Here is a 23,712-nt window from a genome sequence, read left to right as displayed (position 1 = left end):
CACTCGCCTACTCCATGATAACTGGTACTTTCAATAACGCTTCATTAGACTGACTACTCGGTCGGTTTTATAGACATTGGCCGATTACAAAATTATCGCCCTAAACAATACATTAACCCACCCAATAAATGGTCTCTAAAATCCGGTTCGTCATAAGATGCGTTGGAATGCCCTCCTCCCGTGTAGAAAGCTCTTCCACCATCATAGGTATGATACCATGAGAATGGATGACTTGCGCCATTTGTTCCGCCGTTGTATGTAGATTCATCCAAAAGTATTAACGGATTGATACCTCTATAGATAGCTTTAAAATTATACCACTCTTCTGTACGCACCCAATTTAATGGTAAGTGAGAAGTAGAACTATGATTGCTATCTATCACATTTAATGTTGCTTCCTGTATATTTGGGTGACCATCAAAATAAGCTCCTACAAGTTCACCGTACCAAGACCAATTATATTCAGTATCTGTTGCGGCATGTACGCCCATGTAACTACCTCCAGATTGAATGTACCTCTCAAAAGCAATTTGCTGAGTCGCATTTAAGACATCACCCGTAGTATTTAGAAATACCACAGTTTTGTATCGACTTAAATTATTAAAAGTGAAATCGGTTGCATCTTCGGTTTGGTCAACTTCAAAATTATTGGCCGCACCTAATGAATTGAAAGTAGATATTCCTTTTTCAATAGAACCATGACGAAATTCAGCAGTTTTGGTGAATATCAGAATCTTATCTACCGTTTGCTCTTCCTCTAATGTAGAGATAGTAAGCGTTTCACTCTGTTGCGATTCGTTTTGAGCGGCGTCCGTAGCTGAAATACTAAAACTATACTCCGTATTTGATTCTAATCCATTTACAACAGAGCTTGTGGCGGTAGCAGCCTTAACTCTTTGTCCGTTTTGGTAAATAATATATTCGGTCACACCTATATTATCCGTTGCGGCACCCCATTGTAAATTGATACTATTTTCTGTAACCTCTCCTGCCATCAAACTAGCTGGAGTAGATGGTGGGAGATCATCTACATACACCTCTGCTTCGGTTGTTAATTCCAAAAGAGGGCTTTGTTTTGATTCATTTTCAGCTTCATCTATAGCAGAAACAGAAAAAGTATATTCCGTTCCAGGTTCTAAGTTTACTGCCTGATATGCAGTTTTAGTTGCCATAGCCAGAAACACGCCGTTCTGTAATACTCGATACCCAGAGACTCCAACATTATCTGTGGATGCTTCCCAATTTAAATCTACAGTAGTTTGGGTAACCTCTCCCACCATTAAACTAGTTGGAATAGATGGTGCGACATCATCTACATACACCTCTGCTTCGGTTGTCAATTCCAAAAGAGCGCTTTGTTTTGATTCATTTTCAGCTTCATCTATAGCAGAAACAGAAAATGCATATTCCATTCCAGGTTCTAAGTTTACTGCCTGATAAGCAGTTTTAGTTGCTATTGCCAGAAACACGCCATTCTGAAATACTCGATACCCAGAGACTCCAACGCTATCCGTGGATGCCTCCCAATTTAAATCGATTGTAGTTTGAGTTATTTCCTCTGAAACCAATTTCTGAGGCACAGTAGGCGCTGTTATGTCCGTGGCTTTTTGTTCTGCTATTTCCACTTCGGTTCTAACCAAAACAGCTTCGCTTTGCTGAGATTCATTTTGAGCTTCATCCGTTGCTGAAACAGAAAATGTATACTCCGTATCGGCCGAAAGATTTTCTACTGAATAGTTCGTTCCTATAGAAGTATCTATTAATTTTTCATCTTGAAAAATCTGATAGTCAACTACGCCTATACTATCAACTGAAGCTTCCCAAGTCAATTTTATGGAAGATGAAGTAAGCGTATCAATCGTTATGCTTTTAGGTACAGTAGGCGCTATGGTATCTTTAAAAACTACCCTTTCACCTAAAGTTGTAAAATTTAAGGGATCGCTCTTATTCGACTTGTTCCCCAAATCATCTGTTACCGTAACCGAGAAACTATATGCTGTATTGGGAGTCAAATTCTCCGCTATATACTCTGGTTTAGTGGTATTTGCTACCAGAACGGTATCTATATAAACAGTATACTCCGAAGCCTGAACGCTATCATTCTCCGCAGACCAAGTAAAACTGGCCATAATAGAACCTAATTCAGCAATCTGTAAATTTTTAGGAGCTCCAAGCGCAATACTATCTGTCTCTACCTCTTCAATAGTGCTAACAAAAAGTGCCTCGCTGCGGATTGATTCGTTTTCGGCTGCGTCTGAAGCGCTCACTCGGAAACCATATTCAGTACCTGCTTCCAAATTTTCTAACAAGTACAACGTATCGGTAACTTTGGCTATGCGTGTAGTATCATTATAAATGGTATATCCCGTGACCCCAACACTATCAGCAGCAGCATTCCAGGCCAACTTTATACTGTTAATCTGAATGTCATTAGCTTTTAAACCTGTAGGTACCGTTGGTGCAATGGTGTCCTGTTCTTGTATATTCACAAGTGGCGTTTCAACTTCTAAAACATTACTTGGTTTTGACTCCTTCCCCGTTAAATCTACTGCTGCAACACTAAATTTATAGCCTTTACCCGCAATCAGGTCAGTTACTTTATATGACTTGGTATTGACATTACCAATCTGAAGAGTATCTTGAAATATCCTATATTCTTTAACTACCGATGCATTGATTTCCAATTGCCATTTTAGTTCAACAGAATTTGTCAAAATCTTACCCAAGGACAACAACGGTGATCGTAAAATTGAACTAAAACCGCCAATACTATCATTTTTGACTATCGTATCCTCTACTATAATTGCTTCTGTAAGGACTTTTATTTGCTCACTGAATTTAGAATTATTCCCAGCAGCATCTGCAGCACGAACTGCGAAAGTATATTCCGTAGCTGGTTTCAAATTCTTTGCCTCATATGTAATAATAGAATCTCTTGCTACCTCTACGCTATCTTGATAAACCGCATATTGCACAACTTTTACGTTGTCTTTTGAAGCTTTCCAAGTAACGGTTATAGATGAATCCGTAACCTGAACGGTTTCTAATTTTTCTGGAGGAAGAGGAGCCTCAACATCTGGCGCAATGGCAACAGTGTCGTCGCTCTTGTCCTTATCACAGGCAATAAAAAATAATAAAATGCACATAAAAAGTGCGGAAAGTGTACCGATAATGGGTCTTTCTTTCATTTTCTAGGGGGACGCTTTAAGTAAATTTCTAATTATAGTTTCTCATCAACAAAATTCAGAAAATTTGTTGATGAAAATCAGCCTTAACACTAAGGTTATTAACAAAATAGCACACATGATAAATCGGTTTATCCAAACTGATAAACTCCATATAATTTAAGCGGAAGAATGATTAATTGTTTGCTAGTGCCATTAGGTACTTTTTAGGAGTCGTACCATATTTCTTCTTAAAAGCAGAAATAAAATGGCTGGCCGTACTATAACCAACTCTTAGACCCACTTCATTTACATTATGCTTTCCTGTTTCCAACATCTTTCGGGCATATTCCATCTTATAATCAAATAAGAAACTAAATACAGAATCGCCATAAATCTGCTTAAAACCTTCTTTTAATTTTTTCAAAGACAGGCCAATTTCCTCAGATAGCTCCGTAAGTGTTGGAGGTTCTGCCATACGAGAAATAATAATTTCCTTAGCCTTACGTATACGGCGTACATTGTCTTCATCTACCAAGAAAGGACATTGCTCTACATCTGCATCATCACTCTTATTGAAATACAAAGAGATGAGTTCATACACTTTACCTTTTATATATAATTCTTTTATAGATGGATGAAGGTTGTAATTCATCATCTGACTTAAAACAACCGCAATTCCTGGGTTCACCCCTTCTTGGGCGTAGTACTTCTTATCTTTATTATCTGCACTCAAAAAAGGAATGTAGTCTGCCTCCCGAGAAAAAAGGGAATGAAATTTACGAATGGTCATAACTACGGAGACCAACCATGAATTTGGCTCTAACTCCAAGTTCATTGGTAAATCTATTTGCGTGTTATAAAGCAACAAAGAATTTTCTTCGGAGACCTCAAGGTTATAACGCCCTTCATTAAAGATAAACTTGGCTTGCCCTTTTAAACAAAAGTGGAATTGTATGTAACTACTATCAATATCACGCACCACATGTTGGGTTTCTAACGTGTCATTTTGAATTTTGAGCACATAAAATCCGTCTTCTATAAGCACCTCTTGAAATGAACCTTGAGCGATATTTTTACCTTCCATACAAAACACGAATTGGTTTGTTTTTATTTAGAAACGTTCTAAATAGATATGCCGTAAAGCGTAGTATTTCCTACAAAAATACTGGTTTTCAACGGATTTACATTCATATGCAACCAAAAAACCCCTCATCGACACTTATTGTTCCTCTAGCGTTATTTTTATTGCCTCAGGCCTCTTATTTTTGCCTGCGCTTGAAAAGCTTTCATGAAAGATTACCACATTTCAAAAAACAACTCATTCTACACCATTGGTCTTAGCTACTTAAAAGCTGACGCCGAAGTACGTGGCAAATTCAGTTTAGATGATGCCGCCATGGAACGTATCATGGTTAAATCTGTAGAATTGGGAATTGACGGTCTTTTAGTGACCTCAACATGCAACCGTACAGAACTGAATGGTTTTGCACAACACCCATTTCAACTCATAAAATTACTTTGCGATAACACATCGGGCTCTGTAGAGGAGTTTCAAGAAGTAGCTTACGTATATAAGAACAATGATGCTATTAGTCATCTTTTTCGCGTAGGCACAGGATTGGATAGTCAGATTTTAGGAGATTTTGAAATCATCAGTCAGTTAAGGGCAAGTTTCAATCGCTCTAAAAGACACGGTATTGCAAATCCATTTATTGAGCGTCTTTGCAATTCTGTAATACAGGCAAGTAAACGTATCAAGAACGAAACGGAAATTTCTTCCGGTGCTACATCAGTGTCTTTTGCTTCTGTACGTTACATTATGGAAAATGTTGCTAATATTTCTGATAAGAACATTTTGTTGTTCGGTACCGGAAAAATTGGTAGAAACACTTGCGAGAACCTTATTAAGCATACCAAGAACACACATATAACCCTTATTAATCGTACGAAGAATAAGGCAGAAAAAATTGCTGGTAAGTTTCATTTGGTGGTTAAAGATTACGGCGACCTTCAAACAGAGATTCGTTCTACAGATGTTTTGATTGTGGCTACAGGTGCACAATCACCTACCATTTCAAAAGAGCTTATCCATACCAAAAAGCCACTTTTAATCTTAGACCTTTCTATACCAAAAAATGTTTCGGAAACGGTAGAGGAACTTGACAATGTTACTTTAGTACATTTAGATCAGCTTTCCAGAATTACCGATGATACATTAGAGCGAAGGAAACAATATATTCCTGAAGCCGAAGTAATTATAGATGAAGTAAAAGGTGATTTCATCCAATGGCTTGAAACTCGTAAATTTGCACCCGTCATTAAAGCTTTAAAAAAGAAGCTTAAAACGATGAAAGACGAAGAAATAGATTATCAATCTAAAAAACTATCGGACTTCAACGAAGAACAGGCAGACGTAATATCAAATAGAATAATTCAAAAAATAACAAAGCAGTTCGCAAATCATCTTAAAGACGACAATGTCGATTCTGACACTAGTCTAGAACTCATTCAAAAAGTCTTTCAACTCGAACTCGACACTCCATGAGCAAGGTCATACGAATTGGTACACGCGATAGCGAATTAGCGCTATGGCAGGCGAACACCGTCAAAAATAAATTAAAAGCTTTAGGTCATAAAGTAAAGGTAATCTCTGTAAAATCTACGGGAGACCTTATTCTTGACAAACCGCTCTACGAAATGGGTATTACCGGTATTTTCACCAAAACCCTAGACGTAGCTATGTTAAACGACGATATTGATATTGCCGTGCATAGTATGAAAGATGTGCCTACTGCCTTACCGCAAGGTATAGTTCAAGCGGCAGTACTTGAGCGAGCCAATTTTCTTGATATTTTGGCTTTCAAAAAGAACGAAGAATTCATGGGTGAAAAGGATGCTGTTATAGCTACAGGAAGCCTTAGAAGAAAAGCACAATGGCTTAATCGTTACCCAACACACACGGTAGTAGATCTTCGTGGCAATATTAATAGCCGCTACCAGAAATTATTGGACAATGATTGGAACGGCGCCATTTTTGCCGCTGCAGGTCTTGAACGCATAGAACTTGAACCTGAAGAAACCGTTGGACTAACTTGGATGGTACCTGCACCTGCACAAGGCGCTATAATGGTTGTTGCCAAAGAAGATGATGAATTTATTCGTGAAGCTTGCGCAGAGCTAAACCACGAGCCAACAGACATATGTACTAAACTAGAACGAGAATTTCTTCGTATTCTAGAAGGAGGTTGTTCAGCACCCATAGGAGCCATAGCTACTATAGATAAAGAGAATGAAGTGACTCTTAAAGGAGTGCTTTTAACTGTAGATGGCAAGAAAAAATTAGAAGCAGAATTTACCGCTCCGTTAGGCAAACACACCTATTTGGCAAAAGACTGTGCAAACAGTATTCTTAGCCGTGGTGGCAAACTTCTTATGACCTACAAAGAAGGTACTTTAGAAAATACCAAAATATTTTCCACTAAGAACCTGACCCCAACTCAAGAAGAACTTTTTGATTCGGAAATTAAGGTGAAATCGGAAGACTTTATTAAAATAAGCTCTAACCGAATTTCTACTATTATCTTGAAGAAAGAAATTCAAAATGTGGTCCTTACCAGCCAAAATGCCGTGGAATCGCTTATTAAAAGCATTTCACCAGAAGAATTAAAATTTACCAATATTTATTGTGTAGGCGGGAAGACCAAGCGCATGATTAAAAAGTATATAGGCCCTGTGAAGCATCAGGAAAAAGATGCTAAAAATTTGGCTAATTATTTGGTTGAGTATATGGAAGGTGCCGAGGTTACTTATTTCTCTAGCAACCTTAGACTGGATGATCTGCCAAACATCTTGGAAGAGAACAAAATTAAGGTTAACGAGATTGAGGCTTATACCACAAAACTTGCACCTGCAGAAGTTGAAGATAGTGTTGAGGGTGTTTTATTTTTCAGCCCATCAACGGTTACCAGCTATTTGCTAAAAAACACACCTAACAAAGTAGCTTATTGTATTGGCGAAACCACTGCAACGGAAGCAAAGAAACATTTTGAAACGGTTCATGTAGCAAAAATGCCAACGGTAGAGAGCGTTATTGAACTTGTTAACCAAACCTACAGTAAGAATTAATTATTTTTACGGTAGAATAATGAACGGACTTCCCTCTTCATGGGAATCAAATTATACCTATGTCACTAAAGAACGACCTTTTTCTTAGAGCCCTAAAGGGCGAAACTGTTGATCGTCCACCCGTTTGGATGATGCGCCAAGCCGGAAGATACCTTCCTGAGTTTATGGAAATCAAAAAGAAATATGATTTCTTTACGCGTTGTCAGACACCGGAATTGGCTTCTGAGATTACGGTTCAACCTATCCGTAGATACGGTATGGATGCCGCAATCCTTTTTAGTGATATACTAGTTATACCTCAAGCGATGAATATTGAGGTACAGATGAAACCTGATTTCGGTCCTTATTTACCGAATCCTATCCGCACGCAGAAAGACCTTGACAGTGTAATTGTTCCTGATGTAGATGTGGCTTTGGGTTATGTTATGGAAGCTATAAAAGCTACCAAAGAAAAGCTGAACGATGAAGTTCCGCTTATTGGTTTTGCCGGTTCTCCATGGACTATTTTATGTTACTGTGTACAAGGGCAAGGCAGCAAGACTTTTGATAAGGCTAAAGAACTTTGCTTTACCCAACCCGTTGTTGCTCACGAACTTTTACAGAAGATTACAGATACTACTATTGCTTATTTAAAAGCAAAGGTAAAAGCAGGCGTGAACGCTATACAAGTTTTTGATTCTTGGGGCGGTATGCTTTCACCAACAGATTACAACGAATTTTCTTGGCAATATATTCAACAAATTATTGATGCCCTTAAGGAGGAAACTCCTGTTATCGTATTCGGTAAAGGTTGTTGGTTTGCTCTAGGTGACATGGCCAAATCAGGTGCCGCTGCTCTTGGTGTAGATTGGACATGTTCAGCAAGAAATGCGCGTTACCTAACCGGCGGAAAAATTACTTTACAAGGTAACTTTGACCCAGCTAGATTATTATCCCCTCCATCGGAAATAAAAAAGATGGTTACCCAAATGATTAATGAATTTGGAAAAGACAGTTATATTGTAAACTTGGGCCACGGTATTCTACCCAACGTTCCGGTTGAAAACGCCAAAGCTTTTATTGACGCGGTTAAAGAATGGAAGCCCGTAAGTTAAACTAAGAAAGTCATGGAAAAGGAAAACAGCTCAATTGCCCGTTTCGAAAACTTTTCCATAGAACCCATACAGGAAAAATACGCTTGGCGCATTTGCGATTTTGTAACTGTAAATGCTGAACGTTTACAGCGCTATTTCCCTAAAACCTTAGCCGATAATCTAACACCTACCCTTTCTCAAATTTTTGTTGAGAAAAAAGTCCGTGAATACCAGAAAAGAGAAGAGTTTCTTTTTGTCCTGAAGGACTATGAAAGTCGCACCGTTATTGGCCTAGCTTATATTAAAGAGCTAGATTGGAACAAAAAACAGGCAGAACTGGCTTATTGTATCGGCTATCAATATGAAGGCAAAGGCATCACCTCATTGGCAATAGATACTTTATCTAAATTTGCTATCCTTGATTTAGGACTTCAAACCCTTCAAATTATTGTTCATAAAACCAATATTGGAAGTGTAAGAATAGCTGAAAAATCTGGATACACCTGGCAAAAAACCCTCCTTAACGAACACACTCCGCCAAATGAAGCTCCTTTAGACATGGAGTTATATGAGCTTTACGCTTAACAAATAGTTATATCCCTAAATAAAATCTAGCAAAAAGGTTTTTGTAGTCCCTATCTCTTCATACCTTCCTTTGTATATCGTAAATTTACAGACTATTTGCACAAAACCATTTCTTTTAATGAAAGACAAATTCTTTAGTTACATAGAAAACCTTCAAGATACTATCACTTCTAAACTCCAAGAGATAGACGGTAAAGCCAAATTTCACGAAGATTTATGGAAAAGACCTGAAGGTGGCGGCGGCCGCACCAGAGTAATAGAAAACGGTGCTGTTTTTGAAAAAGGTGGTGTAAATATATCTGGTGTGCACGGAGCTTTACCAAAAAGTATGCAGACTTATTTTGGTGTTGAAGATGCAGATTTTTATGCCTGCGGCCTAAGTTTGGTTCTTCATCCTAAAAATCCAATGGTACCTACAGTTCATGCCAATTGGCGTTATTTTGAAATGTATGATAAAGAAGGAAACATTGTAGACCAATGGTTTGGCGGTGGTCAAGACCTTACTCCTTATTATTTATTTGATGAAGATGCTACTCATTTTCATACCGTTTGCAAAGCAGCCTGTGACCCACACAATTCAGAATTCTACTCTACCTATAAGAAGAGATGCGATGATTACTTCTGGAACGCTCATAGAAATGAAGCTCGCGGTATAGGCGGACTCTTCTTTGACTATTGCAAGGCTACCGAAGAGATGACCATGCAAAACTGGTATGACTTTGTAACCGAGGTAGGAAACAGCTTTTTAGAGAGTTATGTACCGATTGTTTTAAAAAGAAAAGATTTAAAATACACAAAAGAACAACGAGATTGGCAGGAAGTCCGACGAGGACGCTATGTTGAGTTTAATCTTGTTCATGATAAAGGCACTTTATTCGGTTTGAAAACAAACGGTAGAATTGAGAGTATTCTAATGAGCCTACCGCCCCATGTGCAGTGGCATTACGACCATCACCCCGAAAAAGATACTGAAGAATACCGATTGGTAGAAATTTTAGAAAACCCTAAGAATTGGGTTCAGGCCTTTTAAAGTCCAATTATGTCTAAAAAAGGAAAAGCAAAGAATACGGTCAACAAAGCCAAACATACCAAGCTTTTAAACCGAAAGAAAAATAAATTAAAGTCGGAACAAGAAATGCGCAAATTGCGCTTAAAAGAAATTATAAAACAAAGTCAAAAAACCCCGGACCTACCCCGTGATAATGATTAACACCTCTTTTGCCGTGAATTTGAAAAACCACCTCATATTTAAGTTGGTTTTCGCCCTTGCAATTCTTGCTTTAAGCACTTCTTGTGATTCTAAACGCGCAAAAAGTGATCTAGATATTACCTTTGTCCAAGATACTTTAAACGTAGGCTATACGTATTGGTGGGAAGAATCTGGTCCTTTTATTGGGTATTGCGGTAAAGAATATGCCCTTGTCTTTTCAGGTACCGTCGTAAACTTAGATAAAGCTAACCACGATGCTGCCCCTTTATACATCTCTCAAAAAGGAACTATAGCTCTTGACGAGGTTTACAAAATAAAAGATATGGGTAACAACAGTTACGCAAATCAGAAATATTTTTCCACCGATTGTTTTAGTAATATGGATATTAATGTGGGAGACAAGGTTTTGGTCTTCTGCTATGATTATGAAGGAGGATTGACCATACCGGGAAACAGTTCTATTATAAAAATAAAAAGTTTAGACCATCCTCTAGTAGGCGCTACCAAACGATTTATAGATGCCGATGAAAATCCTGTAGAAATTAAGGAAGACTCTACCTTATGGTCTGCCTATGGCTATCGCAAACAATTAGATCAATTAATTCGTTGCAAAGAAAACAACGAGCGTATCACCTCCAAGTAATTGCTTTTTCAAACACTTCTTTTACCAGATTTGTAATAAGCCGGTAATCCTCAAAATTATCAAGAAAATTCTGCTGATAACTGCGCCACTCAAACCTAAATTTTAGGTTGTGCATTAGTTGAGTCAAGAGTTGGTCTGTTTTCTGTTTTTTAGGAGGATAATAAGTAACTTTGTTTATTCAAAAATAGGCAAAACATGTACCCACTTAAAAGAAACCGCAGATTAAGAACAAATGAGTCCATTAGAGATTTAGTACGTGAAACTATTATATCTCCTAAGGATTTTCTGGTGCCCCTTTTCGTAACAGAAGGCAAGGGTATTAAAGAAGAGATTGCCTCTATGCCTGATTACTATAGGCTAAGCCTTGACTATCTTGGAGCCGAGGTTAAGGAGCTTTGGAATATGGGGTTACATGCCGTACTACTTTTTGTAAAAGTTCCTGAGAACTTAAAAGACAACAAGGGTACCGAAGCTTTAAACGATGATGGATTAATGCAACGCGCCATTAAAACCGTTAAAGATGCCTGTCCCGGAATGTTGGTTATGACAGATGTTGCCATGGACCCTTATTCATCTTTTGGCCATGATGGTATTGTGGAAAACGGACAAATACTTAATGATGAAACTTCGGAATTTTTGGCAGAAATGAGCGTATCTCATGCTTTAGCCGGAGCAGATTTTGTTGCACCAAGCGATATGATGGATGGCCGTATTCTTTCCATCCGTGAAGCATTGGAAGATGAAGGCCTTATAAACACAGGTATCATGAGCTATAGCGCTAAATATGCTAGTGCTTTTTATGGTCCTTTTAGAGATGCTTTGGATTCCGCTCCTGTAGACGTCAAAAATGTACCGAAAGATAAAAAGACCTATCAAATGGATTATGCCAACCGTTTCGAAGCTCTAAAGGAGACCGAAATGGACATTGATGAAGGTGCTGATATTGTTATGGTAAAACCCGGACTTTGTTATTTAGACATCGTACGTGAAATTCGTAATGAAGTTGATGTTCCCGTTGCCGTATATCAAGTAAGTGGAGAATATGCCATGGTTAAGGCTGCTGCCGAGAAAGGATGGTTAGACCATGATGCAGTAGTTATGGAACAACTAACTGCAATGAAGCGCGCGGGCGCCAATATCATCGCTAGTTATTTTGCCAAAGATGCGGTTAGGTTGTTAGGGTAAACAAATTTAAAGAGTTTGCTTGTGAAAATAATTCAACTGTTAATCTTTGTATTTATAGTCCAGCTTGCACAAGCTCAGGAAGGAACTCCATTACCCTTAAATATTGAAGTTAGCGATGCATTAGTTTATGGCAATCCGTTTGAAGTTGGCTTAGATTCGGTTTATATCAAGACTAATGTTGAAGACATAATAACAAACGGTATAAAAAATAATGCTTTTCCTGGAGCACAGGTTTTAGTTGCCAAAAGCGGTAAAATAATATTTCACAAAGCCTATGGATATCACACCTACGACAGTATTCAACCCGTAGCTTTAGAAGATATTTATGACTTAGCTTCAGTAACCAAAGTTACGGCGGCCCTTCCCGCAATAATGAAACTTGTTGACGAAGGAAAACTTAGTTTAGATGTTCCTTTCAGTACCTACTGGAAACCTTGGAAAAGTAAAAAAGACAAACGAGATATTACCCTTCGCGAAATTCTGACGCATCAAGCCGGACTTGAACCCTACATCGTTTTTTTAAATGAGATTTTTAAAAAGAACAAAAAACTTAAAAAGCGTTTTATCAGAACCTCGCCAAACAGACGATTTCAAAATCAGGCATACGACCAGTTATTTGTCAAAAACAAGTTCAATCGAAAAATGTACCGTCTGATTAAACGCTCAGAAGTATCAACTGAAAAAAAATATAAATATTCAGGTCTCGCATTTTTGATTTTTCCTGAACTTATTGAACAACTCACCGGTGATTCTTATGAGTTTTATCTAGAGAAAAATTTCTATTTACCGTTGAATGCACCCACAATGGGTTTCAAGCCTAAAACAAAAGGTTTTTCTAATGCAATCGTACCTACAGAAATGGACACGCTGTTTCGTCACACCTTGACCCAAGGTTGGGTTCATGATGAAAATGCAGCACTTTTAGGTGGTGTATCCGGTAATTCCGGTCTCTTTGCTACCGCAACAGATTTAGCAAAATTGATGCAGATGTACATGCAATTCGGTGTTTACGACGGTAAACGCTACATTTCTGAAGCTACTCTAAAAGAATTTACACGGGTACAGTTTCCCCAAAATGATAACCGCAGGGGCATAGGATTTGATAAACCCTGTTTAGATAATGCAGAGCAACCTTTACCTAAGGCATACCCTGCGCCAGAAGTAGGGGCAAATAGCTTTGGACACAGTGGTTTTACAGGCACCTTCGTTTGGGCAGACCCTAAAAACCAAATGGTATATATTTTTCTTTCAAACCGAGTGAATCCTACTAGGGAAAACAGAAATCTCTATAACCTGAATATTCGACCTGCGGTGCAACAAATATTTTATAAAGCCACATTACCAAGCAAATAAGACCTTAGGATTACACTTTAATTGGTATCTTCGTTTTACTAAAACTCCTACATGGGCTTATTAATTTTTTACGCTTTAATATCAATTTTCATTTCATTTCTCTGTTCTATCTTAGAAGCGGTTCTGCTAAGTATTAGTCCAACTTTCGTGAATCTAAAGAAGAAGGAAGGAAAACCCTATGCTTTAGCCCTTGAGGAACTGAAGAACGATGTAGACAAACCTCTCATCGCTATTTTAACATTGAACACCATTGCCCATACGGTAGGTGCTATTTTGGTAGGGGTACAAGCTAAGGTTGCCTATGCAGAAATGTATGGCTCAACCACCAGTAGTATATTTGGAATCACTTTCACAGCAGATTTAATGGTAGGCGTAGTATCCACCATAATGACCATTCTTATTTTAGTGGCCTCAGAAATTATTCCTAAAACAATTGGAGCTACCTATTGGAGACAATTGGCCAATTTTACGGCAAAAGCCTTAAAAATAATGGTCATTGCTCTAAAATACACTGGACTACTTTGGATTTTACAACTTTTTACAAAATTGGTAGGTGGTAAAGGTCACCATGGTAGCGTCTTAAGTCGTGAAGATTTTACTGCTATGACAGATATTGCCCGTGAGGAAGGCGTTTTTGAAAAATCCGAATCTACTATTATAAAGAATTTATTGCGTTTTGACCAAGTTTTGGTAAAGGATGTAATGACGCCACGAGCAGTGATGAAAATTGCTTCAGAAGGTATAACTATTGCCGAGTTTTTTGCAGCCAATCCTAAAATGCGGTTTTCACGTATTCCAGTTTATGGGGATAAGATGGACCATATTGACGGTTTTGTATTAAAAGATAATATTCTAGAGGAAATGGTGAATAACAATGGAAACATTCCTCTTTCTCAAATAAAACGGGAAATTCTGATTACCGAAAGAAATACGCCAATACCGCGTCTTTTTGATATATTCATTGCCAAAAGAATACACATTGCTCTTGTTGTAGATGAGTATGGATCAGTTAGTGGGTTAGTGACCATGGAAGATGTTATAGAAACTCTTCTAGGGCTCGAAATAATGGATGAGAGCGACAATGTTGCCGATTTACAAGACCTAGCTAGGAAAAATTGGGAAACACGCGCAAAGCGCTCCGGAATACTTGATAAATAGATTTTGAAGAAACGGTTAGTTTCCGAATAGTCTATTAAACGCATTACCTATGGAAACGGCATTTATTCATACACCTCTTGGCGTAGCCAAACTTATAGGAGATAGCAATGGTTTATCTGAAATTAAGGTAACCGATGCTGAAGAAACGATAACTACCAAAATTCCACAAAATCTTAAAATTGCAGCAGAACAATTGCAACAATACTTTGCTGGCACCCGAAATAATTTTGATTTTAATCTAAATCCAAAAGGCACTGATTTTCAAAAACGTGTTTGGGAAGCCTTGCTACTTATTCCTTATGGAAAAACAGTATCCTACATGGACCTTTCCAAAACCTTGGGCGATGTAAAAGCTATTCGTGCCGTTGCAGCAGCAAATGGAAAAAATCCGTTATGGATTGTAGTTCCTTGTCACCGTGTTATTGGAAGTGACGGTTCTTTAACCGGTTATGCAGGTGGTTTACATCGTAAGAAGTGGCTGCTCGACCATGAAAATCCTGTAAAACAGCAATCGCTCTTTTAAAGATTAAAGACTACTTAGTTTGTATGTTTGATTAAAGTTGATTGAAACCCCAATTTTTCTGCGGTTCATCGGTGAAAGTAATTCGTTTAATCGTATTCTATCACCCCGCATTTCATACTGCTAAGAAAGCAACATACGCGTTGGTCGGTTTTGTTTAAACTTTAAAAAATAGACTTTACGTTAGTTGTGGGCACTTTAGATTAAACCAGTATCCTCTAAAATCATATCTACTTGGAGATTTTGAGTATCAAAAAGAACAATTTTTTTTCATATTCTAACTAAGTTCTTTTAGAAACAGAACCACAATTCATCATTAAGAAGAACCGTCTCCTTCGGGTTACCGAAACTATGAGCAAGTGAACGAGGTAATTGCTTCAAGTACACCTATCTATAGGATAAGTTCGTATATTTCAGTAGCTATTAAACTACAATACACTGTGTTATACAAAATTAACCTTGAGCATATTCTTTTTTTGGATATTGAAACCGTTCCTGAAGAAGCGGACTTTGATACATTAAACGATGAAAAGAAAGAACTGTGGGAACAGAAGACACGATACCAGCGTAAGGATGAATTTACTCCTGAAGAGTTTTATGAGCGCGCGGGTATTTGGGCAGAATTTGGTAAGATTGTTTGTATTTCTGTAGGCTACTTCCGAATTAATGGGGAAACGAAAACCTTTAGAACTACCTCCTTTCATGGTGATGAAGCTACACTTTTAAAAGAGTTCAAAAATTTATTAGATGGCCATTTTGGTTCTCCTAAGCATTTACTTTGTGGACATAATGCAAAAGAATTTGATTTTCCCTATATCGCACGTAGAATGATTATTCACGGCATTCAACTACCAAATAAACTCAATCTTTTTGGTAAAAAGCCTTGGGAGATTATGCATTTGGACACGATGGAACTCTGGAAATTTGGTGACTACAAGAATTTTACTTCGCTTAAACTATTAGCAAATATTTTGGGCATTCCTTCCCCCAAACAAGATATTGATGGCAGTATGGTACGCGAGGTCTATTATAAAGAAAATGACCTGGACAGAATTGTAACGTATTGTGAGCTTGATGTAGTTACAACGGCACAAGTATTTTTACGCTTGCGCGGAGATGAGCTATTAGATGATAGAAACATCAAAAGTATCTAGAAGAAATCAAGTATTATATTTCAATTGAATATACACTGGAAAATGATCACTGTATCCACCAATATACTTATTACCAACATATGTTCTGAATGGAGAACCCCTATGTTTGCCTTCAAATTCAGTCAAAAAATGTTCATCAAAAATATTGGCGTGGGCAAAACTATGGGTGCCCTTTTCAAAGTTGAGAAAACTATGGGAAACCATAATCTGATCAAAAAGCATCCATGATCTTTTATAGTTTGCACTACCACGGTTGGGTGTAAGTAATTTTTCCATGGGATTGTACAACGTCTTGGTTTCAATTAAAGAACGTACACTTTTAGATTTTGGCCCGTCATTAAAATCGCCCATAATAATATAATTGGGATTAGGTACCTCCTCTTCAATCTGACCCATAAACTTAATTATAGTCTCCGCCGCAACCATACGCTTATGCTCTGTTGTTGCATTGCCGCTTCTACGCGATGGCCAATGATTTACAAAAATATGTATCTCTTCTTTATTGAGCTTACCCTTTACATATAGAATATCTCGTGTAGTATCCCTTCTCCCATTCTCTTCATAAAGTAGTAGTGCAATTGGCTCTGAATGTAAAACCTCAAAATGCTCTTTATGATAGATTAATCCACAATCTATACCTCTTTCATCAGGAGAATCGTAGTGTACATAATCATATTTGATATTGGCAAGAGGCTCCGTAGCAAGAAGATCTTCCATAACCTGTTGGTTTTCAATCTCTGCCACACCCACAAGTACGGGTGGATTTTGCGTTTCGGAATTCCCGATTTCGGCTATAGTCTTACCCAGTTTGTACAACTTTTTTTTGTACCTTCTTAAGGACCACTTTTTACGTCCTTTTGGAGTAAAATCATCGTCAAGAGTATTTGGGTCGTCTATAGTATCGAATAGATTTTCTAGGTTGTAGAAGCTAATTGTATTTAAACGGCTTCCCTTTTTTTTTCTGAAAAATGAAAAAATCATAAATTTCTCGATTGCGATCTTAAAATTACGAAAATAGCTCGGTCAGTATTGCTTAAATTTGCAATTTAGTTTAGATATGTTAGAAAAGAAGACCATAGAACACGAAAAGGCCGTATTAATCGGTATTATAAACCGTGAACAAAACGAGAACAAAGTTACCGAGTATCTTGATGAGCTTGAGTTTTTGACTTTCACCGCAGGTGGAGAAGTTCTAAAACGCTTTGTACAAAGAATGGATGTTACCAATCCAAAAACGCTTATCGGTTCCGGTAAGATGGAGGAAGTGGAAGCATTCGTAAGAGATAATGATATAGGTTCAGTAATCTTTGATGATGAACTTACACCTGCTCAACAGCGTAATATAGAAAAGATTCTGCGCTGTAAAATCGTAGACCGTACCAGCCTTATTTTGGACATTTTTGCCCAACGCGCCCAGACTAGCTATGCTAGAACGCAAGTAGAATTGGCGCAATATGAGTATTTACTACCTCGCCTAACCGGTTTATGGACTCACCTTGAGCGCCAACGTGGTGGTATTGGTATGCGTGGGCCAGGTGAAACCGAAATTGAAACGGATAGACGTATTGTACGCGATCGTATTTCTCTATTAAAAAAGAAATTACTTAAAATAGACAGGCAAATGGAAACCCAACGCGGCAACCGTGGTGCCTTAGTACGCGTAGCTTTGGTAGGATATACCAACGTAGGCAAGTCTACTTTAATGAATGTTATTAGTAAAAGTGAGGTGTTTGCTGAGAATAAGCTGTTTGCCACACTAGACACAACGGTGCGTAAGGTTGTTATAGGGAATTTACCTTTCCTATTGAGTGACACTGTTGGTTTCATCCGCAAACTTCCTACTCAGTTAGTAGAAAGCTTTAAAAGTACTTTGGATGAAGTCCGCGAAGCAGATTTGTTACTTCACGTAGTTGACATTTCGCATCCTCAGTTTGAAGAGCACATAGAATCAGTAAATAAGATTTTAGGTGAAATAGGTAGTGCTGACAAGAACACTATAATGGTATTCAATAAAATTGACAAATACGAACATGCTGAAATAGACGATGACGATTTAACAACCGAAAGAACCGGAAGACATTTTACCATTGCAGATTGGAAACAGACTTGGATGCAGCGTGTAGGAGATAAAGCACTCTTCATATCTGCATTGAATAAAGAAAACTTAGATGAATTTAGAAAAAGAGTTTATGATGAAGTTAGGGATATTCATGTAACCCGCTTTCCGTACAACAACTTTTTATATCCAGAAAATTTAGACGAGTATTAGTCAATATATTGATGTAGACTTACCGTTCATCGGAGATACCGGACGACTTGTATTTTTCACAACAGACTTGGCTAGATTCACAACAATAATTTAGACGAACGAGTAAACCAATGTAAGTTTACAGTGTAATTAAGTAATAGTCTTGACCCCAAATCGAATCTTGAACTTAACCGAAACAAGTAATGAACCCAAACCCGTTACTTGACTAAAAAAATATTACCAAATTGACCAAACCTACTTGATAAAAAAACCCTCTTACCAGAGGGTTTTTTTATGCTTCATATTTCCCCAAACATCTTTCTTACTGCACTAGATAAACCGTTCATCGGAGATACCGGACCACTTGTATTTTTCACAACAGACTTAGATAGATTCACAACAATTATTTAGACGGACGAGTAAACGAACGTAAGTTTACAGTGTAATTAAGTGATAGTAATGACCCCAAATCGAATCTTGAACTTAACCGAAACAAGTACGAATCCCAAATCCGAACTTGACCTACGAAAAGCTTAAAATTGCGACCCCAAATTGCAATCAAAATTTTACTAGTAAACCTACTTAACAAAAAAGCCCGTTCACACGGGCTTTTTTGTTTTTTTTAAAATCTCACTTCCTTCATAGATTACTTTTTAGAGTGTAGTTCATCGGATATATGTTCGTTTTAACGAGTTACACCACAAATTGAGACAGGTTCACAACAAAAGTTTAGCAATTATATAGTTGCCATCTACATTCGTCTTGTATTTGAAATTTTGTGTTAGTCCCAGAAAATTACTTAATCAAAGGTTTGATTTATTATTTGACTGTATAACCAAGCTTAACGTATCCTACTTAACTAAAAAACGCCCCGATTAATATCGGGGCGTTTTCATTATATAAAGTTTAATTTCTTTCTTAGAAAGCGTAGTTCAGACCAAAAAGGTAAAAACTTTGTAAGCTATTATCCGTGTTATCAAAAGTTGGAATTGGAGTAATTGCAGGAACTGCAGCTAATGCATTAGCTAAAGTTTCTTGGTTGTTGTTTCTCAATCCAAATTCAAAACCTACACCAATTCCTTTCCAAAGTGTGTACCCAAAAGAGTTGGTCCACGTCCAGTTAGACAAGTCACCGCTTTTGTAACTCTGAAAAGTAGAGAAGTTGGTCTTAAAATTAACAGCACCTAATTGCTTTGTATAATCTACTACAATTTTAGCACCTAAAGATGATTCGTAAGCAGCATCATTATCTGCAAATACAAAGTTGTAGTTTAGTGGGTGAATAACAACTACCATATCAGGAATAGGAGTCCAAGTAGCACCAATACCTAAATCCAAATAACCTGGATCATTAAAGTTATTAGCAATAGATGATCTATATTCTCCCAAGGCTGAAATCGCAAAATTTTTGTTCAACTTATAACCATAAAGAGAGTTGATTGTGAAAACATCTGTAGTATTACCAAATCCTTCTTCGTCTGATGGGTTATTTTTGTCATCTAGTTTAACCCATTGCAAATTAACATTAGCAGAGTTTCTCCAGAAGAACTTCTCTCTATCTAAATTAGCAATAGCGTTGATTGTAACCCCAATATTTCCTGCAGAGTTATCTGGCGTTCCTTGTGAATACCAATTGTTGAATTTTGAAAGATTAGCACCAATAGTACCAAAAGCATTTATTTTCCAACCTGGAAAAGCATCAATTTGACCTTGTAGCGCATCAACTCTTCCTTGAATTGCAGCAATAGAATCTTTCTTTGTTGCTTGTTCAGTTTTTAAATCATCTATTGTCTGTCCAAAACTCACCGAGAAGGTAAGTATAGCCAAAGATGTAAGCAGTAATTTTCTCATGGTTATGTGTGTTTATTAATTAGAACCACAAAAGTACTAATTGTCACTTATTTTGAGAATAAAAGTCTACTTTCTTTTATAGAGAGGTACAGAAGAACATGCCTCACCATACATGAGAGATTTTACAACAGGTTGTAACTTTCCTATTATCAATACGTAAGCATTGGGAGGTACCGGTTTATTGCTACATCCTTTAACAATAACCATTTTGTCTTTTAATTCAGAAACATCTAAATCTTTTAGGGTTTCTGTGTATAACAGCGTCTCTAATTGCTCCAAAGAGCCCTGAACACACTTCTTTGCGAAAGGTTGAAGTTTAGTAGCCAATAACATATAAGCCCAACCTGGCACTATAGCCCCAGTGGAACAATGCAAGGCTACATAAGCATCTTCATATTGAGACCAATCATGTTCTGTAGCTTTAGCTCTAAAATCCTTCTCTTTTAGTAAAAAACCCTCTACCAGCCATTCTGAAATATCAAAAAGCACACGCTTTCCTGGAAGATAGTAATCTTCTAAGTTAAATGTAATGAGTTTGCTCTCAGCTACCTTATTAACGATTTCGTCTGACATATTTGGTTTTATAGCAACCCTAATTCTAGTTTGGCTTCTTCGCTCATCAAATCTTGCGTCCATGGTGGGTCAAAAGTAATTTCAACCTCGGCATCTTTCACTAAATCTAAAGACTTCACCTTTTCTTCTACTTCGGCAGGAAGAGATTCCGCCACAGGACAATTTGGAGATGTAAGTGTCATTAAAATTTTGACCTCATTATCTTCGTTTACAAATACGTCGTAAATCAACCCCAATTCATAGATGTCAACAGGGATTTCTGGATCGTAAATTGTCTTAAGTACTATTACTATTTTTTCTCCCAATTCTTGGGTATCTACTACTGTTTCTTCGCTCATGTTCTTGGAATTAATTCTTTAATAATTTAGGACCACCTCAATTACAGGCAATGTCCTAATTTAATTGTGTTTGGTATGCTACCGCATATAATTTCAATTGCTTGATCATGCTTACCAAACCATTTGCACGCGTAGGAGAAAGATGCTCTTTCAAGCCAATTTCATCAATAAAATCGGTGTCTGCATCAATAATATCTTGTGGTTTCTGGTTGCTAAAAGCGCGTATTAAAATAGCAATTATACCTTTCGTTATAATTGCATCGCTATCGGCTGTAAAAACTAACTTATCTTCTTCTAGCTCAGCATGAACCCATACTTTACTTTGGCAACCTTTGATAATATTATCTGCAGTCTTATATTTCTCATTGATGAGCGGGAGACTCTTGCCCAAATCAATCATATATTCATAACGCTGCATCCAATCATCGAACATTGAAAATTCATCTACTATTTCGTCCTGTATTTCCTTTATCTGCATTGTCGCTGTTTTGGGTAAAAATACAATAAGTATCTATGGATTTCAATTCTTTAAGAGAATCATAACGCTTATGGCTATTCTAGCATACCCTTAGCTCTAAGAACGGCCTTAACCAGCACATCTACCTCATCCATAGTGTTATAAAAGCTAAAACTAGCTCTTACCGTACCTGGAATTTTGTAGAAATCCATAATTGGTTGTGCGCAATGGTGACCGGTTCGTACGGCAACACCAAGCTTGTCTAAGATAGAACCTATATCATAAGGGTGAAGCCCCTCTATATTGAAAGAAATAACTGAAGTTTTGTTTTTTGCAGTACCATAAATTTTAAGTCCTTCTATTTTTAGAAGTTCTTGCGTAGCATACTCAAGCAATTCGTGCTCGTATGCTGCAATTGCTTCAAAACCTATTGCGTTCATATAGTCTAGAGCAGCCCCAAAGGCAATACCCCCGCAAATATTTGGCGTACCTGCTTCAAATTTATGAGGAAGATCGGCATAAGTCGTTTTTTCGAAAGTAACCTCAGCAATCATTTCACCACCACCTTGATAAGGAGGTAATTTATTAAGCCACTCTTCTTTTCCGTATAACATACCTTCTCCGGTAGGTCCACACATTTTATGAGCAGACACGGTATAAAAATCTACATCTAGTTTCTGCACATCTGCTTTGATATGAGGCGCAGCTTGTGCACCATCAATTAAAACAGCAGCGCCTACAGCATGTGCTTTATCTATTATTTCTTTGATAGGGTTAATGGTCCCCAATGCATTTGAGATATGATTACAGAATACCAGTTTTGTTTTATTGGAAAGCAACTCATCATAAACATCCATTAACAACTCACCGGCAAGGTTCATTGGAATAACCTTTAAAACAGCACCTGTTCTCTCGGCCAACATTTGCCAAGGCACAATATTGGAATGGTGTTCCATAGCGGAAACCAAAATCTCATCACCTTTTTCAAGCAACGTTGTAAATCCGTTAGCAACGATGTTTATACTGTGGGTTGTTCCAGAAGTAAATATGATTTCATACGAATTTTTCGCATTAAAGTGCTTCTGAATCTTTTGCCGTGCTACCTCATATTTATCAGTTGCTTCTTGGGAAAGCGCATGCACACCACGATGTATATTGGCATTATAGTTTTGATAGTAGTCTACTATAACATCAATAACCTGTTGTGGGGTTTGCGATGTAGCAGCATTGTCTAAGTATACCAAGGGCTTTCCATTAACTTCTCTTTTGAGAATTGGAAAATCTTTACGAATTTCAGTAACGTCTATCATAGTAATATTATTGACTGCAAAGATACCGACTATGCCCTAAATTATAGTAAAAACAAGAAGCTTTCTAAGTAGACCGTATTCTTATTAAAAAAACAAAATCCAAGAGATTTTCTTGGATTTTGTTTTACAGATTGACAACTCACATTAGAACCTAAAACCAACTCCGAATTTTAAATAGCCCAAATTTTGCTTAAACTTATATTTCTGTCCTTCAAACTCTCTATTATCAGTAATCCTTGTATAGTCATACTGAGCTTGAATAAAGAAACGTTTAGTGATGTCGTAAGAAAGCCCTAGATTTAAACTTACACCTCCTAAATTGGTAGATGTTTTATCTGGAGCACCAGGGAAAATTCCCTTATACTTAGATTGAAGAAATGTATAACCTAATCCCACGCTAGGGTGTAGTTTTTGTATTCCTGGAATAGTAAACTCTGCAAATACTTTAGGCTGAATTAACCAATGGGTTTCTTTGATGTCGACTACGGGCTCGGAGTAGTTTTGAGTTTCTTCTTTAAAAATTCCTGCATTAATCCCCGCTCCTATTTTAACAATATTAAAATCTAAAAACCGATACTTTACTCCAACGTCTAAAATACCAGGAGCATCATTTCCCAGCTCATCACCAACGGTTAAGGGGTAGTTTGCTTCCACACTCCATTTCTGGTCTTGGGCAAACAGACCTACAGTTAAGAAGAAGAAGAGAGAAACTGATAAAAAGTAGATTTTTTTCATACGAACATTTATTAATGGGTTATAATT

The 23,712-nt window shown here is 37.4% G+C and carries 22 protein-coding genes; 13 read left to right on the top strand and 9 right to left on the bottom strand.

Annotated features, from left to right (window positions below; all coding sequences use genetic code 11):
• Positions 1–92 precede the first annotated feature (92 nt).
• Complete coding sequence (locus tag HW347_RS04175) at positions 93–3,188, bottom strand: ThuA domain-containing protein (RefSeq protein WP_214610660.1); 3,096 nt, start codon at positions 3,186–3,188, stop codon at positions 93–95.
• A gap of 172 nt (positions 3,189–3,360) precedes the next feature.
• Complete coding sequence (locus HW347_RS04170) at positions 3,361–4,251, bottom strand: AraC family transcriptional regulator (protein ID WP_155595191.1); 891 nt, start codon at positions 4,249–4,251, stop codon at positions 3,361–3,363.
• Positions 4,252–4,455: 204 nt separating this feature from the next.
• Between HW347_RS04170 and hemA the strand changes: the two genes are divergently transcribed.
• From hemA to HW347_RS04110, 12 genes are all read left to right on the top strand, one after another.
• A complete protein-coding gene (gene hemA, locus HW347_RS04165) occupies positions 4,456–5,712 on the top strand; it encodes a glutamyl-tRNA reductase (RefSeq protein WP_194533030.1) in 1,257 nt (418 codons plus the stop codon).
• Positions 5,709–7,292 (top strand): hydroxymethylbilane synthase, encoded by a 1,584-nt coding sequence (hemC, locus tag HW347_RS04160; protein ID WP_214610659.1) that lies wholly within the window; start codon positions 5,709–5,711, stop codon positions 7,290–7,292. The genes hemA and hemC overlap by 4 nt, the downstream gene beginning before the upstream one ends.
• 59 nt (positions 7,293–7,351) lie before the next feature.
• Positions 7,352–8,386, top strand: coding sequence for a uroporphyrinogen decarboxylase (gene hemE / locus HW347_RS04155; protein WP_214610658.1), 1,035 nt, complete (start codon positions 7,352–7,354; stop codon positions 8,384–8,386).
• A 12-nt stretch (positions 8,387–8,398) separates the two neighbouring features.
• The gene (locus HW347_RS04150; protein ID WP_214610657.1) at positions 8,399–8,950 is read left to right on the top strand and encodes a GNAT family N-acetyltransferase; all 552 of its coding nucleotides are present in this window, start codon (positions 8,399–8,401) and stop codon (positions 8,948–8,950) included.
• Between the two features lie 118 nt (positions 8,951–9,068).
• Complete coding sequence (hemF, locus tag HW347_RS04145; protein WP_214610656.1) at positions 9,069–9,980, top strand: oxygen-dependent coproporphyrinogen oxidase; 912 nt, start codon at positions 9,069–9,071, stop codon at positions 9,978–9,980.
• Between the two features lie 9 nt (positions 9,981–9,989).
• Entirely contained in the window at positions 9,990–10,160 is a 171-nt protein-coding gene (locus HW347_RS04140) for a hypothetical protein (protein WP_162857225.1), read from the top strand.
• A complete protein-coding gene (locus tag HW347_RS04135; RefSeq protein WP_214610655.1) occupies positions 10,153–10,803 on the top strand; it encodes a hypothetical protein in 651 nt (216 codons plus the stop codon). The genes HW347_RS04140 and HW347_RS04135 overlap by 8 nt, the downstream gene beginning before the upstream one ends.
• A gap of 195 nt (positions 10,804–10,998) precedes the next feature.
• Positions 10,999–11,988, top strand: coding sequence for a porphobilinogen synthase (hemB, locus tag HW347_RS04130; RefSeq protein ID WP_214610654.1), 990 nt, complete (start codon positions 10,999–11,001; stop codon positions 11,986–11,988).
• A gap of 21 nt (positions 11,989–12,009) precedes the next feature.
• On the top strand, positions 12,010–13,341 hold the full coding sequence (locus HW347_RS04125; RefSeq protein WP_214610653.1) for a serine hydrolase domain-containing protein: 1,332 nt from the start codon (positions 12,010–12,012) through the stop codon (positions 13,339–13,341).
• A 51-nt stretch (positions 13,342–13,392) separates the two neighbouring features.
• Positions 13,393–14,499 (top strand): CNNM domain-containing protein, encoded by a 1,107-nt coding sequence (locus HW347_RS04120; protein ID WP_214610652.1) that lies wholly within the window; start codon positions 13,393–13,395, stop codon positions 14,497–14,499.
• Between the two features lie 49 nt (positions 14,500–14,548).
• A complete protein-coding gene (locus HW347_RS04115; RefSeq protein WP_214610651.1) occupies positions 14,549–15,022 on the top strand; it encodes a methylated-DNA--[protein]-cysteine S-methyltransferase in 474 nt (157 codons plus the stop codon).
• 437 nt (positions 15,023–15,459) lie between these two features.
• The gene (locus HW347_RS04110; RefSeq protein WP_214610740.1) at positions 15,460–16,173 is read left to right on the top strand and encodes a 3'-5' exonuclease; all 714 of its coding nucleotides are present in this window, start codon (positions 15,460–15,462) and stop codon (positions 16,171–16,173) included.
• 6 nt (positions 16,174–16,179) lie between these two features.
• Here the strand turns inward: HW347_RS04110 and HW347_RS04105 are convergent, their stop codons facing one another.
• Complete coding sequence (locus HW347_RS04105) at positions 16,180–17,154, bottom strand: endonuclease/exonuclease/phosphatase family protein (RefSeq protein WP_214610650.1); 975 nt, start codon at positions 17,152–17,154, stop codon at positions 16,180–16,182.
• A gap of 76 nt (positions 17,155–17,230) precedes the next feature.
• On the opposite strand from HW347_RS04105, the gene hflX reads away from it, so the two are divergent.
• Complete coding sequence (hflX, locus tag HW347_RS04100) at positions 17,231–18,442, top strand: GTPase HflX (protein ID WP_214610649.1); 1,212 nt, start codon at positions 17,231–17,233, stop codon at positions 18,440–18,442.
• Positions 18,443–19,339: 897 nt separating this feature from the next.
• On the opposite strand, the gene HW347_RS04095 is transcribed toward hflX, so the two are convergent.
• The 6 genes from HW347_RS04095 to HW347_RS04070 all read right to left on the bottom strand — a co-directional run bounded on the left by HW347_RS04095 (position 19,340) and on the right by HW347_RS04070 (position 23,685).
• Positions 19,340–20,272, bottom strand: coding sequence for a DUF3078 domain-containing protein (locus tag HW347_RS04095; RefSeq protein ID WP_214610648.1), 933 nt, complete (start codon positions 20,270–20,272; stop codon positions 19,340–19,342).
• A 66-nt stretch (positions 20,273–20,338) separates the two neighbouring features.
• Positions 20,339–20,845, bottom strand: a complete 507-nt coding sequence (locus tag HW347_RS04090) for a DUF2480 family protein (RefSeq protein WP_214610647.1) — start codon at positions 20,843–20,845, stop codon at positions 20,339–20,341.
• A gap of 8 nt (positions 20,846–20,853) precedes the next feature.
• On the bottom strand, positions 20,854–21,183 hold the full coding sequence (locus HW347_RS04085; RefSeq protein WP_155595205.1) for a DUF59 domain-containing protein: 330 nt from the start codon (positions 21,181–21,183) through the stop codon (positions 20,854–20,856).
• Between the two features lie 55 nt (positions 21,184–21,238).
• Positions 21,239–21,661, bottom strand: a complete 423-nt coding sequence (locus tag HW347_RS04080) for a SufE family protein (protein ID WP_214610646.1) — start codon at positions 21,659–21,661, stop codon at positions 21,239–21,241.
• A gap of 74 nt (positions 21,662–21,735) precedes the next feature.
• Positions 21,736–22,950: an aminotransferase class V-fold PLP-dependent enzyme gene (locus HW347_RS04075; RefSeq protein WP_225901804.1), complete on the bottom strand. Its 1,215-nt coding sequence runs from the start codon at positions 22,948–22,950 to the stop codon at positions 21,736–21,738.
• 144 nt (positions 22,951–23,094) lie between these two features.
• Positions 23,095–23,685: an outer membrane protein gene (locus HW347_RS04070; RefSeq protein WP_214610645.1), complete on the bottom strand. Its 591-nt coding sequence runs from the start codon at positions 23,683–23,685 to the stop codon at positions 23,095–23,097.
• Positions 23,686–23,712 lie beyond the last annotated feature (27 nt).

Origin of the sequence: Zobellia barbeyronii, from assembly GCF_018603515.1 — a bacterium.
Lineage (GTDB): Bacteria > Bacteroidota > Bacteroidia > Flavobacteriales > Flavobacteriaceae > Zobellia > Zobellia barbeyronii.
Note: the sequence above shows the minus strand (reverse complement) of the source record. Positions and strands in the feature narration are given on the sequence as shown.